The 19021-nt window shown below is 64.1% G+C and carries 12 protein-coding genes; 4 read left to right on the top strand and 8 right to left on the bottom strand.

What is annotated here, in order from left to right; genetic code table 11:
• Positions 1 to 439: 439 nt before the first annotated feature.
• The 4 genes from BJF92_RS15650 to BJF92_RS15635 all read right to left on the bottom strand — a co-directional run bounded on the left by BJF92_RS15650 (position 440) and on the right by BJF92_RS15635 (position 6478).
• Positions 440 to 991: a plant virulence effector HPE1-like domain-containing protein gene (locus BJF92_RS15650; protein WP_280938386.1), complete on the bottom strand. Its 552-nt coding sequence runs from the start codon at positions 989 to 991 to the stop codon at positions 440 to 442.
• Between the two features lie 519 nt (positions 992 to 1510).
• On the bottom strand, positions 1511 to 2782 hold the full coding sequence (gene purD / locus BJF92_RS15645; RefSeq protein WP_075635687.1) for a phosphoribosylamine--glycine ligase: 1272 nt from the start codon (positions 2780 to 2782) through the stop codon (positions 1511 to 1513).
• A 295-nt stretch (positions 2783 to 3077) separates the two neighbouring features.
• Positions 3078 to 5441, bottom strand: a complete 2364-nt coding sequence (locus BJF92_RS15640) for a putative bifunctional diguanylate cyclase/phosphodiesterase (RefSeq protein ID WP_075635686.1) — start codon at positions 5439 to 5441, stop codon at positions 3078 to 3080.
• Positions 5438 to 6478, bottom strand: coding sequence for a polyamine ABC transporter substrate-binding protein (locus tag BJF92_RS15635; protein ID WP_075635685.1), 1041 nt, complete (start codon positions 6476 to 6478; stop codon positions 5438 to 5440). The genes BJF92_RS15640 and BJF92_RS15635 overlap by 4 nt, the downstream gene beginning before the upstream one ends.
• Before the next feature lie 292 nt (positions 6479 to 6770).
• Here BJF92_RS15635 and ubiA point away from each other — a divergent pair, with 292 nt between their 5' ends.
• Positions 6771 to 7730, top strand: coding sequence for a 4-hydroxybenzoate octaprenyltransferase (gene ubiA, locus BJF92_RS15630; RefSeq protein ID WP_075635684.1), 960 nt, complete (start codon positions 6771 to 6773; stop codon positions 7728 to 7730).
• A gap of 646 nt (positions 7731 to 8376) precedes the next feature.
• On the opposite strand, the gene BJF92_RS15625 is transcribed toward ubiA, so the two are convergent.
• Positions 8377 to 8943 (bottom strand): DUF6101 family protein, encoded by a 567-nt coding sequence (locus tag BJF92_RS15625; RefSeq protein WP_075635783.1) that lies wholly within the window; start codon positions 8941 to 8943, stop codon positions 8377 to 8379.
• A gap of 604 nt (positions 8944 to 9547) precedes the next feature.
• On the opposite strand from BJF92_RS15625, the gene BJF92_RS15620 reads away from it, so the two are divergent.
• Complete coding sequence (locus BJF92_RS15620; protein ID WP_075635683.1) at positions 9548 to 12016, top strand: DUF1217 domain-containing protein; 2469 nt, start codon at positions 9548 to 9550, stop codon at positions 12014 to 12016.
• Between the two features lie 119 nt (positions 12017 to 12135).
• On the opposite strand, the gene BJF92_RS15615 is transcribed toward BJF92_RS15620, so the two are convergent.
• The 3 genes from BJF92_RS15615 to BJF92_RS15605 all read right to left on the bottom strand — a co-directional run bounded on the left by BJF92_RS15615 (position 12136) and on the right by BJF92_RS15605 (position 15578).
• Complete coding sequence (locus BJF92_RS15615; protein WP_075635682.1) at positions 12136 to 13581, bottom strand: FAD-binding oxidoreductase; 1446 nt, start codon at positions 13579 to 13581, stop codon at positions 12136 to 12138.
• Positions 13582 to 13717: 136 nt separating this feature from the next.
• The gene (locus BJF92_RS15610) at positions 13718 to 14710 is read right to left on the bottom strand and encodes an L-threonylcarbamoyladenylate synthase (protein ID WP_075635782.1); all 993 of its coding nucleotides are present in this window, start codon (positions 14708 to 14710) and stop codon (positions 13718 to 13720) included.
• A gap of 265 nt (positions 14711 to 14975) precedes the next feature.
• On the bottom strand, positions 14976 to 15578 hold the full coding sequence (locus tag BJF92_RS15605; protein WP_075635681.1) for a DUF6656 family protein: 603 nt from the start codon (positions 15576 to 15578) through the stop codon (positions 14976 to 14978).
• A 794-nt stretch (positions 15579 to 16372) separates the two neighbouring features.
• On the opposite strand from BJF92_RS15605, the gene BJF92_RS15600 reads away from it, so the two are divergent.
• Complete coding sequence (locus tag BJF92_RS15600; RefSeq protein WP_075635680.1) at positions 16373 to 17617, top strand: aromatic ring-hydroxylating oxygenase subunit alpha; 1245 nt, start codon at positions 16373 to 16375, stop codon at positions 17615 to 17617.
• Positions 17618 to 17623: 6 nt separating this feature from the next.
• Complete coding sequence (locus BJF92_RS15595; protein ID WP_075635679.1) at positions 17624 to 18727, top strand: FAD-binding oxidoreductase; 1104 nt, start codon at positions 17624 to 17626, stop codon at positions 18725 to 18727.
• The last annotated feature ends 294 nt before the right edge of the window (positions 18728 to 19021 follow it).

Here is a 19021-nt window from a genome sequence, read left to right as displayed (position 1 = left end):
GAGGGTGTCGTTCAGCCCATCAGACGAGATCCGGTTGATCCGTTTGCGATAGTTGGTGCTTTCCGGCAGACGCGCAAAGCCCTCGTTTCGTCATGCTCGGGCTTGTCCCTGATATCTGCAAACCTCTGACATCGCTACGACGAATGGCCATGGCCGATCCTTTGGACAAGCCCGAGGATGACGTTGCGCGTTATGGTCATCTTTGCCGGAAATCTCAAAATTCGGACGTGATCTTCAAGATCCCGTCTCAGACCGCTGCACGATCAACGGCATCCCAACCGCATGGGAGCAGAGAAGCCCGATACGTCATTTGCCGTCAGCAAACAAAAAAATGCGCCCCTGCTTCTCTTCAGGGGCGCAATTGCTCATCTCCGAGGAGATGGTCGGGCCCGAAACAGCGCTTTGCGCGCTGCCAGTGGGCAGGGAACTTTGGTTGGCGTCAGTTTAGACGAAGTTGGAAGCCTGTCCTATCAAAAACCTGTGAAGAGGCAGATTTTTCGGATGCGAGATCGACCGAATCAGCTTTCAGCGGTTCGGCCGGCGCAAGCGCGGCGGTGGTGTTCAGGCTGTCGATGCCCGCTGCGGCAATGGTGAAGCCCGCGCCGGTTTCGCCGGGATTGCCCGCCAGCGTGTCGCCGGCGACGATGTTGCGGGCTTTGAGATAGGCTGCCATCGCTTCCGGCGTGGGCTTGGTCACGATGCGTACCGGCGAGCCGCCGAACCAGGCTTCCGTGCGCACCAGCATGAGGGCGCCGTGGATGCGCTGCAGTTCGATCTTCTCGTCGCGTGTGCCGAGCTCCGGCACGAGATAGGTCGGCGCTCGATCCTGGGCGCGCGGATGATCGGCGCAGGTCGAGCAGACGATCTCGAACACCGCCTGCACCACCGGCGGCTCAGTCGAGTCGATCCTGTCGATCGAGCCGGCGAGGGCTGTGCCAGCGCCGAGGAAAAGGCCGGGCAGACCCCACAGGATCAAAGAGAAATGTCGCATCGGCATCATCCCTGTTCTTTGCCGGTCGAACCGCAGGCCGGCCGGCGGGCGTCTCATGCGCATGCCTCATCCCAGGCCCTTGCGCCTGGTCGCGGGCCTCTTGTGGTCAGGGCGGAGGATCCCGTCTCGGATGGGGCGCGCGGCATGGATAGCATGCGCCGGCAGCGCGTTCATGGCTGAAAGCACTATGCGGCGGGGGTCTTACAGCTCCGTCAGGAAGGCTGGTAAACGGGGCGTTAAAGCATGCGGCGAAAAAGCGGGCACCGGCTTTGCGATGACGGCATGCGACGAGATAAGGAGGGAAAGCGCACGAGGCATCGCTTAGAGCATCGAACCGAAAAGTGGGAACCGGTTTTCGGAAAAATCCGATGCAAAAACAAAAAATTAGGGCATCGAACTGCGTACGATTTTCAGTTTGATGCTCTAAAGATCGCGCCGCCCTTTTGAGGATCGGGCCGAAACCCGGTTCCCCCTTGTCGGTCTGATACCCGATGATTGTCAGTCAGATGAGCGGCAAGATCAGCCCTCTTCGCGGGCGATGGCGCGCCAGCCGATATCGCGGCGGCAGAACCCGTTGTCCCAGACGATTCGGTCGATGGCGGCATAGGCCGTGTCATGGGCGGCGCGCACGCTCCTGCCCATGGCGGTGACATTGAGCACGCGCCCGCCGGTGGCCACCAGCTGGCCATCCTTCATCGCTGTGCCGGCATGGAAGACCTTGGCGGAGGCATCCTCGCGCGCCAGCGCCGCAATCGGCGTGTTGCGCTCGAAGCTGCCGGGATAGCCCTTGGAGGCCATCACCACCGTCAGAGCCGGCTCCGGGCGCCATTCGGCCGAGAGCCCTTCCAGCGTGCCGGTGGCGGCGGCATGGAGCAGCGGCAGCAGATCGCTCTTCAGCCGCATCATCAGCACCTGGGTTTCCGGGTCGCCGAAGCGGACATTGTATTCGATCAGTTCGGGGCCCTTGTCGGTGATCATCAGACCGGCGAAGAGCACGCCGGTAAAGGGCATGCCGCTTTCGGCCATGCCGGCGATGGTGGGGGCGATGATGCGCTCCATGGTCGCCTGCGTCATCGCCTCGGTCATGACAGGGGCCGGCGAATAGGCGCCCATGCCGCCGGTATTGGGCCCGGTATCGCCATCGCCCACGCGCTTGTGGTCCTGGGCGGAGGCCAGAGGCAGGGCGGTCTTGCCATCGCACAGGCAGAAGAAGCTCGCCTCCTCGCCGTCGAGATAGGCTTCCACCACCACCTCGGCGCCCGCGGCGCCGAAGCTGCCGGAAAAGCAGTCGTCGATGGCGGCCAGCGCCTCGTCCAGCGTCATGGCAACGGTCACACCCTTGCCGGCGGCCAGCCCATCGGCCTTGACGACGATCGGAGCGCCCTGTTCGCGAACATAGGCCTTGGCCGGCTCGGCCTCGGTGAAGCGGCGATAGGCGCCTGTGGGAATGGAATAGCGGGCGCAGAGATCCTTGGTGAAGCCCTTGGAGCCTTCGAGTGCCGCGGCGGCCTTGGAGGGACCGAACACGGCAAAGCCTGCCGCGCGCAGCGCGTCCGAAAGGCCGGAGACCAGCGGCGCCTCGGGGCCGATCACCACGAGATCGATGCCGCGCTCGACTGAGAAAGCGCAGACGGCCGCGTGGTCCTCGATATCGAGCGCCACCAGCGTCGCCTCCTCGGCGATTCCGGGGTTGCCAGGGGCCGCGAACAGCTCGGTCAGGCGCGGCGACTGGGCGATTTTCCAGGCCAGCGCATGTTCACGCCCGCCGGACCCGATCAGCAACACCTTCATTCCCGCCTCCGTTCTGATCGCCATTTCCCCTGTCGCGCGAGACCTTTGAGTGGTGCGCGATCGCGAGAGCCTTGACGCGCCTGGGGCGAACCGGAATTCGCGCCGCGCTTCAATCCTTCACGCGTGGCGTTACGGCGCGACGGCCCTCCGGGTCAAGGACAAAAGCGCCGGCGCGCGCGGGCTTTGTCCGCGAGAAGCGCAAATGGCGGCCTGGCCCGGTTATCGTCGTGATTTTGACCTTGGCGCGCAAGGCTTCTGCGATCGGTCGCAAAGGTCAAAACCAGGCTGCTCGCCGTCAGGCGATCAGCAGCGGGGCCTGCGGCTCGGTCGCGATGATGCCATAGCTGGAACTGCGGGTCAGCGCCCAGGCGGCAAGCTCGGTCAGAACCAGCGGCCGGCTGATGAGATAGCCTTGGAACAGGTCGCAGCCGGCATGGCGCAGCGCGCTGAATTTCTCGTGCGTGTCCACGCCTTCGGCCACCACGGACATCTCGCGCGCGTGGCATAGCGCGATCAGCGCCGTCAGCGCCTCGATCTGGCCGGTGCCGGCCAGTTTCTCGACGATGCCGCGATCGAGCTTGATCGCGTCGGCGCGGTAATCGATCAATTGCTGCAGGCTGTTATAGCCCGCGCCGAAATCGTCGATCGAAATCCCGAAACCCTTGCCCGCCAGCCGCGACAGCACCCGCTCCGCCGTGGCCGACAGGGAGACCGAATAGGTTTCCGTCAGCTCGATCTCGATCAGGTGGGGATCGACGCCATGGCGGGCGACGGCTTCGATGAAGCGGTCGGCAATATCGTCCTGGTGCAGTTCGGCCGAGGAAATATTGATGGCGAGGATGGTGTCGCTGCCGAAAAGGCCGGCCAGCGCCGCATGGTCGCGGATCGCCCGGTCGATGACCCAATGGTCGATCTTGCTGAACAGGCCCGAGGTCTCGGCGATCGGGACGAACTCGTCCGGGCCGACGCGTCCGAGAATCGGCGATGTCCAGCGCAGCAGCGCCTCGCAGCCCATCACCTTTCCGTCCGGATCGACCACGGGCATGTAGACGAGGTGGAATTCGTCGTCGGGATCGATCTGCTGCAGCTCCTCGCGGATCTGCCGCACGCGGTCGCGCTTGTCCTGCAGCACGCGCGAAAAGCGGGAGGACCTGTTCTTGCCGCTGGTCTTGGCCTGGTACATGGCGGCATCGGCATTGGCGACGAGCTCGTTCAGGCTCTGCGCATCATGCGGGCAGAGCGCAACGCCGATGCTGGCGGTGACGGGATAGCTCTTGTCGCGCAGGAGAAAACCGCCCTCGAACAGATCGAGGATCGCGTCGCAGGCGGCCCGTGTCGCGCCTTCTCCCGGCGGGGCCAGGATCATCACGGCGAATTCGTCGCCCGAAAGCCGCGCCAGGATCGGCGGCGGCAGGGCGCGGGCGACGGTGATGCGGCTGACCGCCTCGCTGATGCTGCGCGCGAGGTGGCGCAGCAGCTCGTCGCCGACGCCATGGCCATATTTGTCGTTGACGAATTTGAAGTTGTCGATGTCGATGAACAGGAGGCTGCAATGGCCGCCATAGGTCATCGCCCGCTCGATGGCCTTGGCCGCGAGCGTCTGGAAATGGCTGCGGTTGCTGATGCCGGTGAGCGAATCGGTCCAGGACGCCCGCTGGATCAGGTTCATCGACTGTTGCGACTGTTCGTGCAGGGCGCGGATGTTGCGCGTCAGCCGTCCGACCTCGACCGTCGCGCCGGTTTCGCCGATTGCGTCGATCTCGCCATTCATCACCCGCGTCACTTCCTGGTCCAGCGCGGTGATCGGGCGGATGACGAAGCGGCGCATCAGCAGGAGCGTCAGGCCGATCGAGACGAAGGCCATGGCCAGAACGCCTGTGACCAGCAGCCATTTCAGGCGGCGCATCGCCGCGCTGATATGCTGCGGCGCAATGGTGACAGACAAATATTGCCCTGTCGGCAGCTGCACACTGGACAGAGTGTCGGCCACCTTTGGCGGCGCCTCGTCCGAGAAGACGGCGCGACTGCCATAATCGGTCTCGATCTGGCGCACGAGCCGCAGAAACTCCTTCGGCTCGGTGCCGACCTGCATCAGGAGCGCCTGCGACCGCGCGCTGGGAATGGGGCGGGTGAGGGTGATCGGGTCCAGCAGCGCGGAATAGACGATGATCGGCTGGGTCGGCGCGTCGGCCAGATAGGCGAAGGTGCGAACCTCGCCGCCCTCCTGCAGCTTACGGCCCAGTTCGATCTGTTGCGGGCTCAGCTCGGCGAAGGGATTGTTGCTGTTCTCGAAATAATAGGCTTCCTCCATGTCGGGCCGCAGCACGGTGAAGGACAGGAAGACCTTGGGATCGTCCAGGAGCTGGCGGATGGACTGCTGCAGGCGCATGCCCAGTGAACGGCTGCGATAGGCGGCATCCGGTTCCGATACGAACTGGTGCACGGCATCGCTCTCGGCGATCGTATAGTAGAAATTGCGGGCCTGGCTGACCGTGTTGGCGAAAAGGGCCGCGGCATGGTCGAGCTTTTGTGAGAGGCGCGCCTGTTCGAGCGCCAGCATCGCCCGGCTCTGCGCATTGTACACGAGCACGGCGGCCAGCATATAGCCGAACAGAACTGTGGGGAACAGCAGCAGGAAGGTGCGTTTGCCAAGCGTCATTGGAAGCTCGCCACGGCGGTGATGATGCGTCGGCGCAGCTGGATCGATTGGGCCGAAAGCTCCGTCTGGAACTGGATGCGCGCCAGGGCCTCGTCCGGCGGATAGATCTCTGGATCGCCGCGCTGCGCCGGCGGCACGAAGGCCAGCGCCGCCTGGCTGACGACGGGCATGCGCAGGGCGACGGCGTTCTGCGCGGCCTGGCGCGGCTGGCTCAGAAACTCGACGAGATCCAGCGCCAGCGCCTTGCGTGGCGAATGGGCCATGACGGCGATGCAATCCAGCCAGGACAGCGTGCCTTCCTTGGGGACGGCATAGCGCCAGAAGTTCTTCTGGCCTGTCTTGTCGTTGAGCGTTTTCTGGTCGCCGCTATAGCCGAGCGCCATGTAGATCCGGTCGCCAAGCTTCGGATCCTGGACGGAGGAGATCACATAGTCATAGGTCAGCACAAAGGGAGCCTGCCGCTTCATCAGCTCGAAGGCGGCTTTCAGCACCGGCTTGTCATTGGTATTGATCGACTGGCCGAGATAGACGAGCGCGGGCACGAAAGCCTCGCTGTGGTCGTTGTACATGGCGATGTGCTTGCGCATGCCGGAGGAGGGCAGCAGCAGATCCTCCCAGGAGGTCGGCGCCGAGGTGACCTGATCGGACCTGTAGAGAATGCCCATGGTGCCCCAGAGATAGGGAACGCCATAGCCGCCGCAACGCTGGCGCCAGCTGGGCTCGTAGCTCTCCAGTGCGGGAATGGTCTCGACGCTCAGCGGTTCGAGCAAGCCGCGCTTGCCGAAGATCGCGCCGCCGCCTTCGCCGATCACCACCAGATCGGCCTTGCTCTCGGGATCGGCCAGCATTTCGTCGCGCATGTCGCCGCTGTCGTAATAGCTCTGCTTCACGCTGATGCCGGTGCGCGCGCTCCAGCTGTCGAGGAGCGACTGGTCGATATAGGATTCCCAGATCAGGAGATTCAGCGTCTCCGCCTGCGCCTGGCCTGGGGCAGCCAGCCCAACCGTCAAAGACGCAGCAAGCAAAAGAGGGCGCATTTCTCAATATCCAACAGCAATAAGGTCAGGATGCAGGCCAAAGCTTGATGAATGCTTATCGTGCAGGGGCTGTATCTGGCGTGCTGCGATGTGCTTTAAAAAGTCTTTCAATGTCAGGGCGATCCATGGCTCCAAGCGTGCGCTGCATCGATCCGATGCGCATCTGTCTGCAATTTTCAGGTGTGGCGCCGGAGAGGACGGGCGATCGCGTGCGGCTGGGCCGAATCGAAGGGACGGATCTTCGCATGATTGCCAGCTTGACGCATGAAGCTTGCCGCTGCATGGAGTAGGCATGAGCCTTACGTCCCTCGACAATGGCCGCGTGGCCGATGCCCCCTCGAAGAACTGGGTCTATCGCGCGCTGCCGCGCGCGCTCTGGCCGCATGCGCAGCTTGCGCGCTGGGATCGGCCGATCGGCTGGCAGCTGCTGATGTGGCCCTGTTTCTGGTCGGCGGCGCTGGCCGCCAATGTCGCGGCCGAGTCCGGCTCTTCGCAGCCCGGCCGCTTTCTCTGGCATCTCGTCTTGTTTTTCATCGGCTCCGTGGCGATGCGCGGCGCGGGCTGCACCTATAATGATCTGGTCGATCACGAGCTCGACGCCTCCGTGGCGCGCACCCGCTCACGGCCGCTGCCGGCCGGGCGAATCAGCCGACGCAATGCCAAGATCTTCATTCTCGTGCAGGCGCTGGTCGGGCTCGTCGTGCTGCTGCAGTTCAACGGCGCGTCGATCCTGCTGGGCATCGCCTCGCTCGTCATCGTCGCGGCCTATCCCTTCGCCAAGCGGGTGACCAACTGGCCGCAGCTGGTGCTGGGTCTCGCCTTTTCCTGGGGTGCTCTGATGGGCTGGTCGGCGGAATTTTCCACCATCGGCCTGCCAGCGGTGGCGCTCTATCTGGCCGCCATCGCCTGGACCATCGGTTACGACACGATCTACGCCTATCAGGACCGGGAGGACGATGCGCTTGTTGGCATCGGCTCCACCGCCCGCCGTTTCGGCGAACGCCCCAAGCCATGGCTGACGGCCTTGTACGGCGCCGCACTCGTCTTCATGCTGGTGGCCTTTGCCTCGGCCGGCGTCGGCTTCCTTGCCTATCTCGGCCTGTTGGCCGCCGCCGTGGTGCTGGCCTATCAGATCCTTGCGCTTCGCATTCACGATGCGGAGCAATGCCTTGCGCTGTTTCGCGCCAACAACATTGTGGGGCTGATCATCTTTATCGGCCTGGTGGCCGCCTGGATCGTCCGGCTGATGTGAGCGGCGCTAGAGCATCGGACTGAAAATAGTACTCAGTGCGATGCTCTAGATCTTTGTTCTTGCATCGGATTTTTCCGAAAACCGGTTCCCACTTTTCGGTCCGATGCTCTAAGATGCTGCGGCGCTGTTCCCATGCGTGAAAGCGGGGCTCAGCCCCAGCTCAGCTGCTCGGTGCGACGCGGCGTCATCTTCCGCCGCTGGCGGGCGGCCGCCGTGCGGAACAGGGCCAAGAGTGCCAGAATCATGCGCATGGGAGCCTCCTTCCGTCCTGTTGACGACGCCCTTTGCGGGGATTTCCCGGTGGCGCCTGGGGCCTTTCGTGCCGGGCGCTTGTGGCGCATTGAAGGCAGGCGCCGTTTCCATGGTGGAAAATGACGCAGGACCTTCGCGACGGTAGACGGACTGAAGGAGAGCGCGCGCCCGAAACGAAAAACCGGCCGCAGGGAACGACCGGCTTTTCGCACTGGAGGAGGGAAGGGCGATCCTCGCCCATAAGACATGACGAGATCGGGCCGCAGCCATCAGGTCCTTGTCGGCATCCGGCCGAAAACCGACGGCGACCCGATGGTCTCGATTTCTGTTCTCGCATCGGATTTTTCTAAAAAACCGGTTCCCAGTTTTCAGCCCGATGCTCTGGCCTGATGCTTTAATTGCGGGCGATGATTTCGCGGCCTTCGAGACGCATGGCGACGCCGAGGCTGCCGGGCGTGCGGCGCATGAGGAAACGCGGGCGGCGCATGCCGATCAGGCTGTGGCGGCGGCGCTGACGCAGATCATGCATGCGCGGCTCTTCGAGATGGTCTTCCAGCGGGCGGGCGATGCCGTCGGCCTCGACCATCAGCATAGGAATGCCATAGGCCTGCGACCAGGCGCGCCAGTCGGCGGCGATGTCGCAGAGGTCATGGGCGACCAGAAGCGGAACGCTCAGCTCCGGATCGCTGTGGTGCAGCTCCAGCGTCACCGTCACTTCGCCATCGCCATGGTCGATCGCCCGGGCGGCGATGCCGCGGAAGGCGCGGGCGGGCAGGGCGATCGAAATGGGCAGGCCGCTCGTCGGCAGGCGTTTGCGCATGACGGCGCCACGTTCGTCGAGATGGATGGTCACGTCGCCGGCGGAACTGCGGATGGCATAGCTGATCTTCTGGGGAAAGCGGCGCGGATCGATCCGCAGCGTCGTCTCGAGCCAGGCCGGTTGGGAAAGCGTCTTCAGCATGTTTTTCACCCTTGTTTTCCTTGAGAGCCGGTTTCCGGTCTTTTCTCTTCAGGGACGTTGTCGTCCTCTATGGTCTTGAGGATAGGCATGCCCCGTATGGGACCGCTTAAAAATCTGGGTTAAAAAACTCTGCGCTTTCCAATGGTTAGCAAAAGTCAACCTGTCAGGGTTGCCAAAAGATGAAGCGGGTTGTTGCCGGAAACTGCCGATGGCGGCCGCAAAAGGGCGGTTTTGCGTCCTTCAGCGGCTGCCGAAGAGCGCAGCGCCAGCCGCATGGAGGCACCCCGGCGGCCCTCCTGGGCAGGCTCGCGCAAGTCACTATGCCTAACGTGCAGATGACAGACTTCCGTCCTTCGTCGGCTTGCGCGCGCGGCGCAGATCGGCCTTGGGCGAAGCGGCGGACAGGGCATGGCGCAGCACCCGCAAGCGGCGGCCGTCTTTGCCGCAAGGACTGCAGGAACACAGCAATGGAGCGTGCGCGGCGGATCCGGTTTGCCGGCGGCACTCCGCGAACCGGTCCGGCGGCCTGCTTGCGGCGAGGCGATCCCTTCGCGCGATCGGCTGCCGTGCCACGCCGGAAGGGCAAGCGCCGGAAGGGCAAGCGATGGTCTCGACCTATTTCCAGTATAATTTCGTCACGCGTGACATGAAGGCGAGCCTGGCGCGCACGGCGGGCGATACGCTGGTGGCGCGCGATACGGCGTACTACAAGGAAAACATCGGCAAGGTGAAGACGGTCGACCAGTTCGTCGACGACTACCGCCTGTTCTCCTATGCGATGAAGGCCTACGGTCTCGAAGACATGACCTATGCCAAGGCCTTCATGAAGAAGGTGCTGGAAAGCGACCTCGACGACAAGAACAGCTATGCCAACAAGCTGACCGACACCCGCTACCGCAACTTCGCCATGGCCTTCGGCTTTTCCAAGAGCACGACGGTGGCGCAGAGCAATGCGCAGGAAGACGCGATCATCGGCCTTTACAATCAGACGGTTGCCGATCTCGACGGGGTGATGAAGGCCGATGCCAATTACTTCGACGCGATGACGACGCGAGTCACATCCGTCGATCAATTCCTGCACGACGACCGCCTGCGCAATTACACCTTCACCGTCTTCGGGATCAATGAGGACACCTATGTCTACAAGGATGTGCGCGGGGCCATTGGCAGCGATCTCAACGATCCGAACAGCTACTTCAATCAGAACTGGCAGCCGCATATCGACGCCTTTCAGACGCTGGGGCCGTCGCTGCAGACCGAATATGACAACCGCAGCGAACGCCTGAGCCTGATCCAGCAGATTGATCAGCTCAATACAGCCAAGGCCCAGCCCGGTGCCGATCAGGCGGCGATCCAGGCGAAGATCGACACCGCCCAGGCCCGGGTCGATACGCTGAACCAGTCGCTGCCGGCTTATGTCGACAAGGCCAGCGAGACGCAGAAGATCAACGAGGTCGGCACGCAGTTCAGCACGCTGCAGGCGCGGGCCAAGCTGGCCGATGGCTACAAGGATCTCGCCAGTTTCTTCAAGTTCAACGCCGATGGCAGCGTGACGCCGGGCAACTCGATCATGACGGACGAGAACAAGGCGAATATGCGCGAGGCCTATTACGCCAATGCCAAGCGCGTGACGCCGGGCGCAGCCATGATCAACAAGGCCAATTACGAGCGGGACATCCAGAATGTGACGACGGTCAAGGACATCCTGACCAACACCCGCCTGTTCAATTACATCGTGCTCTCCTACGGCCTTCCGGCGAGCACGCTGACCTCCACGCTCGAAAACATCCTCACGGACGATCCAACCAACCCGAACGGCTATATCCAGAAGTCGAAATCGGATCTGGTATCGGTCTATTCCCAGATCGCCAAGGACTTCAACTTCGACGCCGACGGCAATCTGAAAAGCGGGATGCCGCCGCAGACGGCCGCGCAGATGAAGAGCACGAGCAATGGCTATATGGTGCATTACAATGACAAGGACGATGCCGCCGACGCCACCCTGATCGCCGCCTATAAGAAGAACATCGGCACCATCACCAATGTCGACAAGTTCCTGGCCGACGCCAATCTGAAGAAGCTGGCGCTGACGGCCGTGGGGCTGGACAAGGAAAATCTCACCACGCGCCAGCTCAAGCAGATCCTGACCTCCGATCTCAACGATCCCAAGAGCTTCGCCAATGCGGCCAAGGACGAGCGCTACGTGAAGCTGGCCAAGGCCTTCAACTTCAAGGCCGATGGCTCTCTGGGTTCGCCTATCCTGGCGCAGTCGGAAACGGAAATCCTTCTCGTTTCAAAGAACTACGTGCTGCGCAAGTCGCAGTTCGGCACCGCCGACGACAAGACCAAGGCCGAGGCCGACGCCACCTATTACAGCGACAATATCGCCAAGGTCGAGAAGCTGGACGACCTGCTGAAGGACAAGAAGCTGACCGGCTTCGTGCTGCAGGCCTATGGCCTCGACCCCGAGAAATACGACGCGGAAGAGCTGCGCAAGATCTTCGGTTCCGACCTCTCGGACAAGAACAGCTACGTCAACACGCTGGAGGAGACGAAATTCCGCGACATCGTCGCCTCGTTCAACTTCAACGCCAAGGGGCAGGTGGAGCGCCAGACCGAGGCGCAAATCCAGACGCGCCACGGTCTGATGCAGACCGAGACCATGTATTACAACCAATCGCTGGAAGAGACGCAGGGCGAGGACAATGCTGGCGTCCGCCTGGCGCTCTATTTCCGCCGCATGGCCGATACGATCGGCAGCGCCTACGACATTCTCGCCGATCCCGCTCTGTCGGAAGTGGTGCGCACCGCCTTCGACATCCCCCAGGAAATGCAGGCCGCCGATATCGACATCCAGAAGGCCTATATCGACAAGGTGTTGAAAATCAAGGATCTGCGCGATCCCGACAAGCTCAACAAGTTCCTCACGCGCTTCACCGCGCTCTATGACGCGGCCAACAATACCGACGTCGCCCCGGCGGCGCTGCTTCTGGGGGGAAGCGGCGGCAGCAGCGGCGGCATCAGCGCCGATACGCTGATGACCCTGACGCAATTGCGCACCGGCGGCTTCTGACAAACGGAGCGAAGGATCCCTTCCTGAAATGTTTTTCGGGAAGGGGCGGCTGCGCCCTTTGCCCGTGACGGTTTCGGATTTCTCCGAAAACCGGCCCCCGCTTTTTTCGGTTCGCTGCTCTACAGGCGCTGCGCCAGAAGCTTGCCCGGGTTCATGATGCCGGCCGGATCGAAGGCGTCCTTGATCCGGCGCATCAGCGTGATCTCGATGCCGCCGCGCACCTCGGCCAATTCGTCCCGCTTCAACTGGCCGATGCCGTGCTCGGCCGAGATCGAGCCGCCGAGATCAAGCGCGATGGCGTGGACGATGGCGTTGATCTCGCGCCAGCGGGCCAGGAAGGCCGCGGTGTCGGCGCCGACGGGCTGCGAGATGTTGTAGTGGATATTGCCGTCGCCCATATGGCCGAAGGCGCAGATCCGCGCGCCGGGAATGGCCTGGAGCACAGCCGCATCGGCAGCCGCCATGAAGGCCGGAATAGCCGCCACGGGGACCGAGAGGTCATGCTTGATCGAGCCGCCTTCTGGCTTCTGTGCCGGCGACATGCTCTCGCGCATATGCCAGAGCGCCTTGGCCTGGGCGGCATTGGCCGCCACCACGGCATCGCGCACCAGCCCCGCCGCATGTCCCTCTTCCAGAATCGCCGCCATCAGCGCCTGCGCGCCTTCGGCCGAATCGGCGGTCGACAGATCGATCAGCGCGTACCAGGGATGCACGCTCGCCATCGGATCGCGCACGCCGGGAATGTGGCGGCTGGTGAACTCCACGCCGATGCGCGGCATCAGCTCGAAGCCGGTCAGGGCCGGGCCGGCGTGGTCGGCCGCGCGCTCGAACAGCGCCAGCGCATCCGCCACGGAGCCGAGCCCGGCAAAGGCGACCTGATGGCCGCGCGGGCGGGGGAAGAGCTTGAGCACGGCAGCGGTGATCACGCCGAGCGTGCCCTCCGCGCCGATGAACAGGTCGCGCAGGTCGTAGCCGGTATTGTCCTTCTTCAGCCGCCGCAGGCCGTTCCAGATCTCGCCCGTCGGCAGCACCACCTCCAGGCCGAGGCACAGCTGGCGCATATTGCCATAGGCAAGCACGGCCGTGCCGCCGGCATTGGTCGAAAGCAGCCCACCGATGCGCGCCGAGCCTTCCGAGCCGAGCGAGAGCGGGAACAGCCGGCCTGCCGCTTCCGCGCGGCTCTGGATATCGGCCAGAATGCAGCCGGCGCCGCAGAGGAGCGTGTTGCCGACGGGATCGACATCCTCGATCCGGGTGAGCCGCTCCACCGACAGCATGAGATCGCCGCCGGCCTCGCGCGGGACCCCGCCGGCCACATGCCCTGTATTGCCGCCCTGCGGCACGATCGGCGTGCCGGTTTCGCTGGCGAGCTTGAGAATGGCGGCGACTTCCTGCGCCGAGCCGGGCTTGAGCAGCATCGGCGTCGTGCCGTGATAGAGGCCGCGGCTCTCCTTGAGATAGGGAGCCAGCGCCGCGTGATCGGTCACGGCATAGGCGGGCCCGACCAGGCTGGCAAAGCGGTTCAGGAGATCGGCGGTGGGGGCGTGCAGCAGTGGGGAAGTCATGTCAGGACTTTCGGCGGGCAAGACGGGGGCAAGAGAGAGGCGGGTATAAGTAAAGGGCTGTGCCGGTGCGGGAGGGTACGACGATCGGTCGGCGGACGATCCTTGTCCGGCGATAGACGCCGCCGCACAGGACCACTCAGCCGCGCGGGGCTGCTGCGCGCGCCAGACGGTCGCGGATCGCTTCGCCCAGTCCCTCGCCAGGAATGGGGCCGACCGCGATGCCCTTGGCGGCTGCGGCATCGGCCTCCTTCAGCGCCGAAAACAGCCGCGCGGCGGCGGCGCGCAGGTCGCCTGCCGGGCTGAGATCGATGACGAGCGCGGCCTGGTCTTCGCCGGGCAGGGGCGTTCCGCCAAAGCGGATCAGCGCCTCGCCGGGGCGGACTTCAGTCGCTTCCAGCCGCACCAGCGCCTCCGGCGCATAATGGGAGGCGAGCATGCCCGGCGCCTCGATCGCCGCGCCGGCGGCTTCGGGCCGCTCAAGCGCCCGGCCGGCGATGCGCTCGATTTCGGCGGCCTCCAGCCCGCCAGGGCGCAGTAGGCGGATGCGCTCGCCCTCCACCTTGACGATGGTCGATTCGACGCCGACGGGGCAGGGGCCGCCATCGAGGATCAGCGCGATCCGGTCACCGAGATCTTCGGCCACATGGGCCGCCGTGGTCGGGCTGATGCGCCCGGACGTGTTGGCGCTGGGGGCGGCGAGCGGACGGCCGAAGGCGGAGATCAGCCTGCGGGCAAAGCCTTCGGGCATGCGCAGGCCGACCGTGTCGAGGCCGGCACTCGCCAGCGCGTCGATCGACGGCCCGGCCGCGCCGTCTGCCTGTGGGCGAATCGGCAGCACCAGCGTCAGCGGGCCGGGCCAGAAGGCCTCTGCCAGCCGGCGCGAGATCGGGTCGAACACCGCGTGGCGCTCGGCCATCGCCTTGTCGCTGACATGGGCGATCAGCGGATTGAAGCGGGGCCGGCCCTTGGTCTCGTAGATCGACAGAACTGCGGAAGCCGAGGTCGCGTCCGCCGCCAGGCCGTAGACGGTTTCCGTGGGAATGGCGACCGGCCGCCCTTCGGAAAGCACGGCCACGCCGCGTTGAAGCGCGCGCTCCGGCTCGGCATGGGTGTCGATGATCTCGGCCATGATGCTCATCCGCTGGCTCTCAGGCCTTTGCGGAAGGGAAATTTCCGAAAGGCGTCCTCGTTCGTCTGCCACGGCGGCGGCGTGGCGGTCGCCCGCCAGCCGCAGCGGCGCAACTCTCTTTATCCGCCGGAGACGGAAAAGACCAAACGGGTTTTTTGGCGGATCAGCGCGCGGGGACGCCCGGGCCGGTTCCCGGCTGTCCTCGGGAGGGTTCTGGCGCGGCCCTGGAGGTGGGCGGGCAGGCAGTCGGCAATCGCGGCCCGGTTCAAAGCGCCCGAATGATGGCACGCAGCGCCGCGTTGCGGGCGCCCAGCTGCAGCACGTTCTTCAACGCCACCTTGGAATCGACCGTCCGGAACAGAACGCCATCGTGATGCACCGTCGTGTCGATCACCAGCTTGGCCTGCTTGTCGTCTGTCTTGGTCGCCACGGCGAAGAACATGCGGCCGTTGCTCATCGAGATCCGGTCGAAAAACTGCGCCTCATCGCCGATCTCCGCAAAGAAATTGGCAAAATAGAAGGACCAGGGCACGATGCCGAACTTGTCGAACACGGTGCGCGAGGCGGTCACATGGCAATAGCCCAGATGCGGCCTGCCATCGATGATGTCGTGGAAGATCAGTTTCGGCAGGCGGATTGAGGGGTGGAAGTTGTTCAGCCGCTGATGCGTCACCTCGCCAGCCGCTTCCAGCCGGCGTCCCGTGCGCTCGGCGGCCTCTTCATGCGAGATATAGCGCCGCTCGGCGGCCGGCTTGCGGCGCATCGTCCGGTCGATGCGGCCGGTGCGCAGAAATTCGCTGTGCACGGCGCGCGGTGCCTGGAGAAAGCCAGCCCGCCCACCTGAGACATAATATCGGATCTTCGACATTCCGCGTTCCCCGAACTCTCGCCCGCCCCAAATTCTCGCCTGCCGCAAAGTCTCACGCGCTCAAGGCGGTCACCCACAAGGCCCTGGGCGGATGATCCCGACACTGTCGGCTGCAGCGATAAAGAAAAGGTTAAAACAGCATGCTTGCGCCTGCCCGATCTTAACCTTTTTCTCGTCCGGCACCGCCTCGCCGGCCCACTGCTGTCCGCGCGCGGGGCAGGGCGATCGAGGGAGGCCTTGCCGTTTCCCGCCCGCGCCGTCTCGCCGGCGCGGTCCCGCCTGCCTGATCCTTGCCTCTGTTCTTGCAAGCGGCGCTTCTGTTCTTTCCGCGCCATGTCGCAAAGAGGCATGCGGCGCATGCCGCTGCTTGCTGCAGCAGCAAAAATGGCCTTTCTGCTTAAAAATCCGCCATGATCTTGTTTCTCTTGCGGAATGCGCAGGCGGCAACACCTGGGCGCCAAGTTGAGCCCTTGTCGTCTTCTTGGAATTGCATGTCGCTAACTGGCTGCTGTTAAGCCGCGCGCTCGGGTTAGATGGTGACAGCTTGACGGCGCGGCGTTCGACGGCAGGCGATGGTGACGGTTCGGGAGGACCTGGCGCGGCAGGCGAAAGAATGGAAATTTCGCCTGAAATCGCGCTAGACTTGGTGTCGGAGCATGAAGGCCTGCCGGGCATGTGTCGCCCGGACGCGCCATGGTCCACACGCTCATCCCGGCAGGTCCGCGTCGCTTTTGCAGCCTGACGGAAAACACGCCGGGCGGGCGGTCACCCCCTCTGACGCAAAGGACGACGAGATGGATTTCCGCGGCGACGTGCTCCGCAGACTGCAGAACCGCAAGGACGGCTATAGCCTGGAGCAGGCTTTCTACACCGATCCTGACCTCTACAAGCTCGATCTCGAAGAGATCTGGTACAAGGACTGGCTGTTCGTCGGCCATGACTGCGAGATCCCCAAGGCGGGCAATTATTTCACGCTGCAGGTCGGCGACTATCCTGTCGTGATCGTGCGCGACCGCCAGGGCAGCATTCGCGCCCTGCACAATTCCTGCCGCCACCGCGGCTCGCGCGTGTGCACCAGCCAGAAGGGCGCCTCGGCCAAGCTGGTCTGCCCCTATCACCAGTGGACCTACGAGCTCGACGGCTCGCTGCTCTTCGCCCGCCAGATGGGCGAGGACTTCGACAAGGCCGCGCACAGCCTGAAGCCGATCGCCTGCGAGAGCTTCGGCGGCTATATCTTCATCTGTCTCTCCGAGACGCCGATGGATTTTGCCCCGGTCAAGGAGCTGGTCAACGGCTATCTGGCCCCGCATCAGCTGAAAGATACGAAGGTCGCCTTCGAAAGCACCATCGTCGAAAAGGGCAACTGGAAGCTCGTCTGGGAAAACAACCGCGAGTGCTACCATTGCGCCAGCAACCATCCGGAACTCTGCCGCACCTATCCGGAAGCGCCGTCGGCGACCGGCGTGCAGGGCGCTGCCGACGATCCGGTCATCTCCCAGCACTGGGCGCATTGCGAAAGCGCTGGCCTGCCGAGCGAGTTTCAGATGTCGCCCACCGGCCAGTTCCGCGTGGCGCGCATGCCGCTGATCGAACAGGCGGAGAGCTACACCATGAGCGGCGAGCGCGCGGTCAAGCGTCCTCTGTCCGACGCGGTCAAGGCAAGCCACATCGGCACGCTGCTCCTGTTCCACTACCCCACCACCTGGAACCACGTGCTGGTCGATCACGCGATCTCCTTCCGCGTGCTGCCGCTCGGCCCCGAACTGACCCAGGTCACCACCAAGTGGCTGGTGCACAAGGATGCGATGGAAGGCGTCGATTACAAGCTCGACGAGCTCACCCATGTCTGGACCGAGACCAACGACCAGGATCGCCGGATCGTCGAAGAGAACGCCTTCGGCATCCGTTCGCCCGCCTATGAGCCCGGCCCCTATTCGCCGGAGCATGAAGGTGGCGTGATGCAGTTCGTGGAATGGTACTGCAACTTCATGCAGGACCGCCTGCGTGGCAAAACCTCTCCTCTGTTCAAGGTCGCGTAACATCCCATGACCAACGTTTCATCCTTCCGGCACCTCGACGAACTCCAGCCCTGGAACGACCGCCAGCACCTTCTCGAATGCATCGCGGCCACGGTCGAGACGCCTGATGTGATGACGTTTACCTTCAAGTCCGACCGTGACGGCTGGTTCCGCTATCTGCCGGGCCAGTTCGTCACGCTCGAACTGCCGGTGACGCCGGATGATCCGGTCATGCGCACCTACACGCTCTCCTCATCGCCCTCGCGCCCCTTCGCGGTGGCGGTGACGGTCAAGGCCCAGGCCACCAGCATCGGCACGCGCTGGATGTTCGAAAATGTCCGCCCGGGTACCAAGCTCAAGGCGTTTGGCCCGCTGGGCGATTTTTCCTTCGTGCGCCATCCCGGTGCGAAATATCTGTTCATTTCCGCCGGCTCCGGCGTCACGCCGATGATGTCGATGACGCGCTGGTTCGCCGATTGCGCGCCGGGCACCGATGTCGCTTTCGTGCATTGCGCCCGCAAGCCGGAAGACATCCTCTTCCGTGCCGAGCTGCAGGCGCTTTCGGCGCAGATGCCGAACCTCTCGCTCGGCTTCATCGTCGAGGGCCATGGGCCGCACAATGCCTGGCATGGCCTGCGCGGGCGCATCGACGCCGCGATGCTGCCGCTGCTCGCCTCCGATTTCCGCGAGCGCACGGTGTTCTGCTGCGGGCCGGAGCCTTTCATGCGCGGCGTGCGCGGGCTTCTGGAAGCCGCCGGCTTCCCGATGGGGCAATATCACGAGGAAAGCTTCCAGCCGGCTGCGGCCCCCGCAGCGGAAGAGCTGGCCATTCGCGCCGGCGGCGGCACTGACGGCGAGCAGGCCTCGGCCAGCGCCACCGTCTCCTTCACCATGGCCGGCAAGCAGGCGCTCTGCCCGCCCGGCCAGACCATCCTGCAGACCGCGCGCAAGGCCGGCGTGCGCATCGGTGCGGCCTGCGAAGGCGGCATCTGCGGCACCTGCCGGGTGATGAAAGTCTCGGGCCAGGTGGAGATGAACCATCAGGGCGGCATTCTCGACGAGGAGGTCGACGAGGGCTACATCCTTGCCTGCTGTTCCCGCCCGATCGGCGATGTCGCGATCGAAGCGTAAGCCGTTATCTCTGGCCGCGCGACTACAGCCGGATGCGCCGCTGAAAACGAACTGACGAAGCCATGGGGTTCAGGAGACGCGCCGTCACCTGGGCCCTTTTTGCGAGCGCTTGTCGCGCAAAACTGCGCCGTGGTCTTGCGATCGCGACAAGCGATGAAATATGCCCTTAAAGCGTGGGACGCGAACCCGAGCACAGTACACGACACGAAGGTTCGCGCGCTGCGTCGGCCCCCTCGTCTGCCTACCGGCATCCGACCGGGGACGAGCCACGGGTCTCGTCCCGTCCTTCGGACC

The sequence above is a fragment of the Xaviernesmea rhizosphaerae genome (genome assembly GCF_001938945.1).
GTDB lineage: Bacteria > Pseudomonadota > Alphaproteobacteria > Rhizobiales > Rhizobiaceae > Xaviernesmea > Xaviernesmea rhizosphaerae.
Note: the sequence above shows the minus strand (reverse complement) of the source record. Positions and strands in the feature narration are given on the sequence as shown.

What these genes read in the sequence shown, in the direction of transcription:
- purD (WP_075635687.1), bottom strand. Translation starts at nt 2,782, where the DNA reads ATGAAGGTGTTGCTGATCGGGTCCGGCGGGCGTGAACATGCGCTGGCC.
- BJF92_RS15650 (WP_280938386.1), bottom strand. Translation starts at nt 991, where the DNA reads ATGCGACATTTCTCTTTGATCCTGTGGGGTCTGCCCGGCCTTTTCCTC.
- BJF92_RS15620 (WP_075635683.1), top strand. Translation starts at nt 9,548, where the DNA reads ATGGTCTCGACCTATTTCCAGTATAATTTCGTCACGCGTGACATGAAG.
- BJF92_RS15615 (WP_075635682.1), bottom strand. Translation starts at nt 13,581, where the DNA reads ATGACTTCCCCACTGCTGCACGCCCCCACCGCCGATCTCCTGAACCGC.
- BJF92_RS15635 (WP_075635685.1), bottom strand. Translation starts at nt 6,478, where the DNA reads ATGCGCCCTCTTTTGCTTGCTGCGTCTTTGACGGTTGGGCTGGCTGCC.
- ubiA (WP_075635684.1), top strand. Translation starts at nt 6,771, where the DNA reads ATGAGCCTTACGTCCCTCGACAATGGCCGCGTGGCCGATGCCCCCTCG.
- BJF92_RS15640 (WP_075635686.1), bottom strand. Translation starts at nt 5,441, where the DNA reads ATGACGCTTGGCAAACGCACCTTCCTGCTGCTGTTCCCCACAGTTCTG.
- BJF92_RS15610 (WP_075635782.1), bottom strand. Translation starts at nt 14,710, where the DNA reads ATGGCCGAGATCATCGACACCCATGCCGAGCCGGAGCGCGCGCTTCAA.
- BJF92_RS15600 (WP_075635680.1), top strand. Translation starts at nt 16,373, where the DNA reads ATGGATTTCCGCGGCGACGTGCTCCGCAGACTGCAGAACCGCAAGGAC.
- BJF92_RS15595 (WP_075635679.1), top strand. Translation starts at nt 17,624, where the DNA reads ATGACCAACGTTTCATCCTTCCGGCACCTCGACGAACTCCAGCCCTGG.
- BJF92_RS15625 (WP_075635783.1), bottom strand. Translation starts at nt 8,943, where the DNA reads ATGCTGAAGACGCTTTCCCAACCGGCCTGGCTCGAGACGACGCTGCGG.
- BJF92_RS15605 (WP_075635681.1), bottom strand. Translation starts at nt 15,578, where the DNA reads ATGTCGAAGATCCGATATTATGTCTCAGGTGGGCGGGCTGGCTTTCTC.